The sequence below is a fragment of the Cobetia sp. 1AS1 genome (genome assembly GCF_029846435.1).
GTDB classification, from domain to species: domain Bacteria; phylum Pseudomonadota; class Gammaproteobacteria; order Pseudomonadales; family Halomonadaceae; genus Cobetia; species Cobetia amphilecti.
The window spans coordinates 201,323-208,561 of record NZ_JARWKU010000007.1; the positions used below are offsets into that span (position 1 = coordinate 201,323).

At 67.2% G+C, this 7,239-nt stretch carries 4 protein-coding genes; all 4 read right to left on the reverse strand.

Annotation, left to right across the window (positions count from 1 at the left end):
* Positions 1 to 99: 99 nt before the first annotated feature.
* The 4 genes from QD280_RS12955 to dgcA all read right to left on the reverse strand — a co-directional run bounded on the left by QD280_RS12955 (position 100) and on the right by dgcA (position 6,927).
* Entirely contained in the window at positions 100 to 1,065 is a 966-nt protein-coding gene (locus QD280_RS12955; protein WP_279839552.1) for an electron transfer flavoprotein subunit beta, read from the reverse strand.
* 33 nt (positions 1,066 to 1,098) lie between these two features.
* Positions 1,099 to 2,553, reverse strand: a complete 1,455-nt coding sequence (locus QD280_RS12960; protein WP_279839553.1) for an electron transfer flavoprotein subunit alpha/FixB family protein — start codon at positions 2,551 to 2,553, stop codon at positions 1,099 to 1,101.
* Positions 2,550 to 4,760: a (Fe-S)-binding protein gene (locus tag QD280_RS12965; protein ID WP_279839554.1), complete on the reverse strand. Its 2,211-nt coding sequence runs from the start codon at positions 4,758 to 4,760 to the stop codon at positions 2,550 to 2,552. Before QD280_RS12965 ends, QD280_RS12960 begins: the two co-directional genes overlap by 4 nt.
* 88 nt (positions 4,761 to 4,848) lie before the next feature.
* Positions 4,849 to 6,927 carry a dimethylglycine demethylation protein DgcA gene (gene dgcA / locus QD280_RS12970; protein ID WP_043333738.1) on the reverse strand — a complete coding sequence of 693 codons (2,079 nt, stop codon included), beginning with the start codon at positions 6,925 to 6,927 and terminating at the stop codon, positions 4,849 to 4,851.
* Positions 6,928 to 7,239: the final 312 nt, after the last annotated feature.

Sequence of the window (7,239 nt, forward strand, 5' to 3'; positions counted from 1 at the left end):
TCTGTAAGGAGCGACCTTCTGTGAGAAACGACCTTCTGTGATGCATGAAAAAGCCCCTGCCAGCCGAGCTGACAGGGGCTTTTTACCGTCTGCGCGGCTTCAGCGCAGTACGCCTTCCTCACGCAGCAGCTTGAGGATTTCCGCCGCGCCCTCCTCGGCGCTCACGCCTTCCAGACGCTTGCCACCGCCCCCTTCGGCCTTGGCGGCCGCAGCCTTGAAGCGGTCCCGCGCGCTGGTCGCCTTGATGCGCTTCAAGCGCTTGGGACGCTTGCGAGCCGGGGCCACGCCGAAGGCCTCGGCCTGCGCATCATGGACAAGCTCGCCACTGGCCAGTGTGGACAGTTCACCACGCCGCGCCTGCGCGAAGGCCGACTGACGCGCCGCCGGCGCCGCGGAATCGACACTGACAAGCGCCGGCAGCTTCACGCGCAACCGTCGCCGCTGGCCACGCGGCAGCGCCTGCAAGGCGGTGAGATGCGCGCCATCGCAGCTCTCGATCGCGACGATGCCCTCCACCAGCGGCCAGCCGAGACTCTCCGCCAGCAGATGCGGCAGCAGGCCGCTGCCTTCACCGGTCTCGCCCTGGCCGCCACACACCACCAACTGCGGTGCCGCCTGCTTGAGGCGCGTGACCAGCAGCGGCCAGACATCGATGACCGGCTGATCAGCAGCCTTGAGTGACGAATTGTCAGCCATGAGCGAATCAGCAGCCTTGAGTGACGAATCGTCAGCCATGAGCGGATCAACAGCCTTGAGCGGGTCAGCGCCGAGAGCATCCGGCGTCACCAGCGTCAACGACTCCAGCCCCATGCCCAGATAGCCGCGCAGCGCCTGATCCTGCTCGCTGCCGGGCGCGATCTCGCTGCCACTGGCGTGCCAGGCGCTGAGGCTTACGGCACCGGGCGCCGACTGACGCTCCAGCGCCAGACACAGCTCCAGGGCGCGGGCGTCCTGCTCGGCGCGCCGCAGACGCCCCGAAACCGGGTGTTGCCCCAGCGACACCAGACTCACGACCTCAAGCGGCGCCGAGGCCTGCTGCGCAACGGTCGAACGATCTGCCTTCATGTTCTTCTCCTTTCCCCTGTCGCAGGCACGAGTTCAGGCCGCGTCGGCGGCAAGCGTGGCGGATGACGCACTGGATGACGCCGAGGTCGCGGCAGGCGCCTGACCCGCCGCCGAGGCATCACCGCCGGCACTGCGTTCGGCCTCGAGCTGCTGACAGAGACTGGCGAGAATCGCCCCGGCGTCACCGATTACCGAAAGATCGGCACGCTTGACCATGTCACAGCCGCCATCGGTGTTGATGGCCACCACCTTGTCGCAGCGCTGGATGCCCTGCAGATGCTGGATGGCCCCCGAGATGCCCACCGCGACATAGACCCGCGCCGTCACCCAGGTACCGGTGGCACCGACCTGGCGGGCACGCGGCATGAAGCCGTCATCCACCGCCACCCGCGAGGCGCCTTCGGTGGCCCCCAGCAGGCTGGCGGCGCGGTGGAAGCCATCCCAATCGCGGATGCCGTTGCCCGCCGAGAGAATGAATTCGGCCTCGCCCAGCGCGATCGCGGAGGGATCGACGGCCACCGGGCCAAGATCTTCGATCACGTCTGGCACGGCGCGCGCGGTGCTGGCCGCCTCCCACTCGAGCGGCAGCGCGGCGTGGCGCACATCTTCCACCGGCTCGGCGCATTCCGCCTCGCACAGCACGATACGGGTCAGCGGGCGGGTCAGGTCCTGCTGACCATTGCCGCTGCGCCCGGTGACGTTCACCTCGGCAAGCTCGCCACGCCCGATGGCGGCAAGCTCGCCGTCGAGCTGATAGGCATTGCCGCTGGGCCGCGCCAGCGCATCACCCTGACACAGCAGGCGCGCACCGAGACGCCGGCCGCGTTCGCCGCCGCCAGTGCGGGATTCCGGCAGCAACCACAGCCGTGGTGCTAGGCGCGTGTCGATGGCCTCAAGCTCCGCCAGCTGGGCCAGCGGCGCGTAGCCATCGTGGAGAGTATCGGCAAAGTGCAGCCAGCGATCGGCCCCCGCCGCACCGAGCCCGACACTGTCGGCGGCGTCACCATCCTCACGCAGCGTGCCGAAGGTGACGGCCAGTACCGCACCCTGATGGGCGGGGTCGGCATCGGCGATCTGACGCGCCAGCCCCAGCACATCGCGGTCGTGACTCGAGAGTCGCCCACCGGTCATGTCCGGCACCACCGCGATCAGGAAGGCAGGTGATGCGATCTCGATCAGCGGCAGCACGCGCGCCTTGGCCACGACCGCGGGCTGGCCAGCACCCGCCGCTGCAGGCCCGGAGCGGCCACTGCGGTCGATGCGTTTGCGGCCATTGGCGGCGATGAAGTGGCCGACGTGGGGATCGCGACGCATCACGCCCTGCGGGCCCATCCAGCGTTCCTGAGGGGCTGCCGCGCCTCGGCCCAGCGCCTGCAACGCGATGAGATGCTGCGGGTGCAGGCGATTGCGTGCCTGCTGCTCCAGACGCGGGTCACGGCGTGGCAGTGACTCGCGCTCGGTTGCTTGTGGATCGACGGGAATCGTCATGCCGCCACCTCCGCGTCAGTGGGCTGCGTGGTCGACGCCGCCAAGCCTTGCGTGGACGCTTCCAGTACCAGCGCCCGCGCCATCAGTTCCGCCAGATCCAGCACCTGGGGTTCGGCTTCACCGGCCGGAGCCACCACGCCTTCCAGCATCGCGGTGCACTGCGGGCAGCCGACTGCCACCACCTCGGCGCCGGTCTCGCGCACATCGCCCATGCGCATGTCGGGGATACGCTGCTTGCCGGGGATGTCCGTCACCGGCGCGCCACCGCCACCGCCGCAACAGCGCGAGCGGAAGCCGGAGCGCTGCATCTCGCGCACTTCCAGTCCCAGCGCCGCCAGCAAGCTACGCGGCGCCTCGAATTCACCGTTGTAGCGACCCAGATAGCAGGGGTCGTGCCAGGTGACCGAGCCGAGTGTGGCCAGTCTGGTGGCATCGAGGCTCAGGCGCCCGGCCGCCAGCAGCTCGTTCATGTAGCTGGTGTGGTGGTTGACGAGGTAGTCGCCACCGAAGGCGGCATATTCACGTCCCAGCACATGGAAGCTGTGCGGATCGCAGGTGATGATGCGCGCGAAGCGATACTTCGACAGGGTGGCGATATTGCGGGTGGCCAGCGACTGGAAGGTCGCCTCATCACCCAGGCGGCGCGCCACGTCGCCACTGTCACGTTCTTCCGCGCCAAGGATGGCGAAATCCACCCTGGCGGCGCGCAGTACCTGCACGAAGGCACGCAGCGTGCGCTGGTTGCGCATGTCGAAGGCGCCATCGCCCAGCCACAGCAGCGCTTCCACCGGACGCGGATCACGCGCTGCCTCGCGGGCGGCCTGAAGCTCGGCGATGCGCGGCAGGTCGAGGTCCGCCGCCCAATGCAGCCGCGCTTCGAGCGCGAAGCCGCCCGGATTGTCGGTGGCGATCAGGTTGTCGAGCACCTCGACACCCTTGCCCGGCGTCGCGCCCTGCTCCAGCGTCATGTGACGGCGCATGTCGACGATGGCATCGACGTGCTCGATCATCATCGGGCACTCCTCGACGCAGGCGCGACAGGTAGTGCAGGCCCACAGGGTTTCCGGCTCGACCAGTACCTTGAACTCGTGGATCAGCTTGTCGCCATCTGTCGCCTCACCCGCAGCACCCGGTGCCGCCTTGATCTGGATCGGCCCAGAGGCAACGGTCTGGCTATCAGAGTCAACGGCCTGAGCTGCCGGGCGAGCATGCGGAGAGGCCCCGACGATGGTCTGCTGCGGGCCGCCGCCATGCTGGCCGGGCGCGCGCCTGGGCTCATCGCCCGGATAGGGCGAACCGGCGTAGGCGGCATCGCTGCCACCGGCCATGCCGACCACCATATCCTGAATCAGTTTCTTGGGATTGAGCGGCTGACCGGCCGCGAACGCCGGGCACACCGCTTCACAGCGCCCGCACTGCACGCAGGCATCGAAGCCCAGCAGCTGACGCCAGTTGAAATCGGACGGCTTGCCGACACCCAGCGGTGCCTCGGGGTTGGTCAAATCCAGCGGCAGCAATGCGCTGTCGCGGATGCCCGCACTGTCACGAGTGCTGAAACGTGCCGGGCGCCGATGGAAGGCCAGATGCAGCGCGCCGGCGAAGGCATGCTTCATCGGCCCGGTGATGCGCGAGCCGCCGCCGGTCATGCCGACGATCATCTCCAGCAGCCCCCAGGCGATGCCCGCTACCAGCACCAGCCCGAGGATACCGCCGGAGATCATGCCGCCGACGCCTTCCGGCAGCACCAGTGACAGACTCATCACGAACAGGCTGGCGGAGAACACCAGCAGACTCTTGGGCAGACGCATCCACGGGCCACGCGACAGGCGCGCCGGCGGGTCGAGGCGACGACGACGCACGAACAGCGCGCCACCGAACATCGCGCCACTGGCCAGCAGCAGCAAGACGCCCAGCCAGGCGGAGTCGATGCCGAAGCCGTAGACCACCACCATCAGCAGCGCCGCGGCCACGAAGCCGCCCCCGGTGGCGACGTGGGTGTTGGCCATGTAGCGGTCCCGCGCGACCACGTGGTGCAGGTCCACCCCGTAGCGGCGCGGTACCTTGGCAAGGCTCGCGATCAGCTCTCCTACACTCATGGACGTGGCGTCCGCCCGCCCCTGGCGCCACAGGCCGATGCGCTTGACCGCGCCGATGGCAGCCAGCGCCAGCGCGGCGAAGATCAATACCGACAAGATCGTGTCATTCATGCTGCTCACCCTCTTTCTTCAAGCCCGCTGTCGACCGGACGACTGCCGAGCCGGCGCATAGGAGCAGCCGGCTCGGCAGATCACGTCATCAGAAGTCCTTGCACAGACGCAGGGCGTCATAGATGGCGGCGTGGGTGTTGCGCGGTGCGTTGCAGTCACCGAGGCGGAACAGCAGGTAATCATTGCCCTCGGTGGCCTGGCTCAGGCACGGCTGCGGCTTGATGGCGTAGAGCGACTCGACGTCGATCTGGCCCTTGTTGAGCGAGCCGTCCTTGAAGGCGTAGTAGAGCGCCTCATCCGGGCGCACGCCGTTCTCGACCACGATCTGATCGACGACGCGCTCTTCCAGCGTGCCGGTGTATTCGTTCTCGAGCACCGCCACCAGGCCCTCGCCTTCGCGGTAGACCTCATGCAGCACCATGTCGGAGGTCATCACGACTTCCTTGGCATACAGACTGCGGTAGTAGGTCGGGAAGGTGGTGCCGCCGACCGCCGCACCCGGCTTGATGTCGTCGGTGACGATCTCGACCCTGGCGCCCTTGTCGGCCAGATAGTCGGCCACCGAGACCCCGGAGAATTCGCAGATGCTGTCGTAGATCAGCACATTGCTGCCCGGTGCGACGCGCCCATCCAGTACGTCCCATGAAGAGACGATCAGGCTCTTGGCCGGGTCCTCGTCGTAGCCCCAGGACGCGAACTGGTCCATGAACGGACGACCGCCCACCGCGAGGATCACCACATCGCCGCGCAGGTCACGGATGGTGGCCTCATCGGCCCGCGTGCCCAGGCGCAGGTCGACCTTTAGGCGTGCCAGTTCCAGCTGGTACCAGCGCGTGATGCCGGCGATCTGATCGCGCTGCGGCGCCTTGGCCGCGATGGTGATCTGACCGCCCAGCTCGTCACGGGCCTCGAACAGCGTCACGTCGTGGCCGCGTTCGGCGCACACGCGGGCCGCCTCCATGCCGGCCGGACCGCCGCCGACGATGACGACCTTGCGCACCGGGCCGCTGGTCTTCTCGATCTGATGCGGCAGGCCCATGTATTCGCGCGAGGTGGCGGCATTCTGGATGCACAGCACGTCGAGACCCTGATACTGGCGGTCGATGCAGTAGTTGGCGCCGACGCACTGCTTGATCTGGTCGAGCTGGCCCATCTTGATCTTGGCGATGATGTGCGGGTCGGCGATGTGGGCGCGGGTCATGCCGACCATGTCGACATAGCCGCCTTCCAGAATGCGCTCGGCCTGGTTGGGGTCCTTGATGTTCTGGGCGTGGATCACCGGAATCGAGACGACTTCCTTGATGCCGGACGCCAGGTGCAGGAAGGGTTCCGGCGGGTAGGACATGTTGGGAATGACGTTGGCGAGGCTGTTGTGGGTATCACAGCCGGAGCCGATCACGCCGAAGAAGTCGAGCAGACCGGTGGCGTCGTAATAGGCCGCGATCTGCTTCATGTCGTCGTGGGACAGGCCATCGGGATGGAATTCATCGCCACAGATGCGCATGCCGACCACGAAGTCGTCACCGACCTCGGCGCGCACCGCCTTGAGCACCTCGAGACCGAACTTCATGCGGCCCTCGAAGCTGCCGCCCCACTCATCGGTGCGCTTGTTGACGCGCGGGCTCCAGAACTGGTCGATCAGGTGCTGGTGCACGGCGGACAGCTCGACGCCGTCCAGGCCGCCTTCCTTGGCACGCCGCGCCGCCTGGGCGAAATCGGCGATGATGCGCTGGATCTCCTCCACCTCGATGGTCTTGCAGGTGGAGCGGTGCACCGGCTCGCGGATGCCGGACGGTGACATCAGCGAGGTCCAGTCGAAGCCGTCCCAGCGCGAGCGACGGCCCATGTGGGTAATCTGGATCATGATCTTGCCGCCATGCTTGTGCACGGCATCGGCCAGATTCTGGAAATGCGGAATGATGCGGTCGGTCGACAGATTGACGGAGCTCCACCAGCCCTGCGGGCTGTCGATGGAGACCACCGAGGAGCCACCACAGATGCACAGACCACACCCGCCCTTGGCCTTCTCTTCGTAGTAGCGCACGTAGCGCTCGGTGGTCATGCCGCCATCGGTGGCATACACCTCGGCGTGGGCGGTACTGACGACGCGGTTGCGGATGGTCAGCTTGCCGATCTCGATCGGCTGGAAGAGTGCGTCGAATGCCATGGTGAGAGCTCCTCGCCGGGGAGAACGTCGCCTTGTCACGCTGGCCTGGCCTGCCCGCCGCCACGAGTCGTTGCTGGTGGCGGCGGGGTCGGCGTCAGGCGTCTTGCATGTCAGGAAAGGCGGCGCTCAGGCGTTGCGTTGTCGTTGTTGTGGGTGGTGAGTGTCGTGACAGAGAGATGATCGGGCAGCCGGCTTGTGCTGTTGCCTTTTGCCTGGGCCGGGCCTGGGCCTGGGCCTTGACCCGAGCCATGGAATAGAGAGTGGCGGATCCGAAAACGTCACACTGTTCCGGGAGCGACCTCGAAATACCCC

Coding starts and splice junctions, on each gene's coding strand:
- QD280_RS12965 (WP_279839554.1), bottom strand. CDS start 4,760: ATGAATGACACGATCTTGTCGGTATTGATCTTCGCCGCGCTGGCGCTG.
- QD280_RS12955 (WP_279839552.1), bottom strand. CDS start 1,065: ATGAAGGCAGATCGTTCGACCGTTGCGCAGCAGGCCTCGGCGCCGCTT.
- QD280_RS12960 (WP_279839553.1), bottom strand. CDS start 2,553: ATGACGATTCCCGTCGATCCACAAGCAACCGAGCGCGAGTCACTGCCA.
- dgcA (WP_043333738.1), bottom strand. CDS start 6,927: ATGGCATTCGACGCACTCTTCCAGCCGATCGAGATCGGCAAGCTGACC.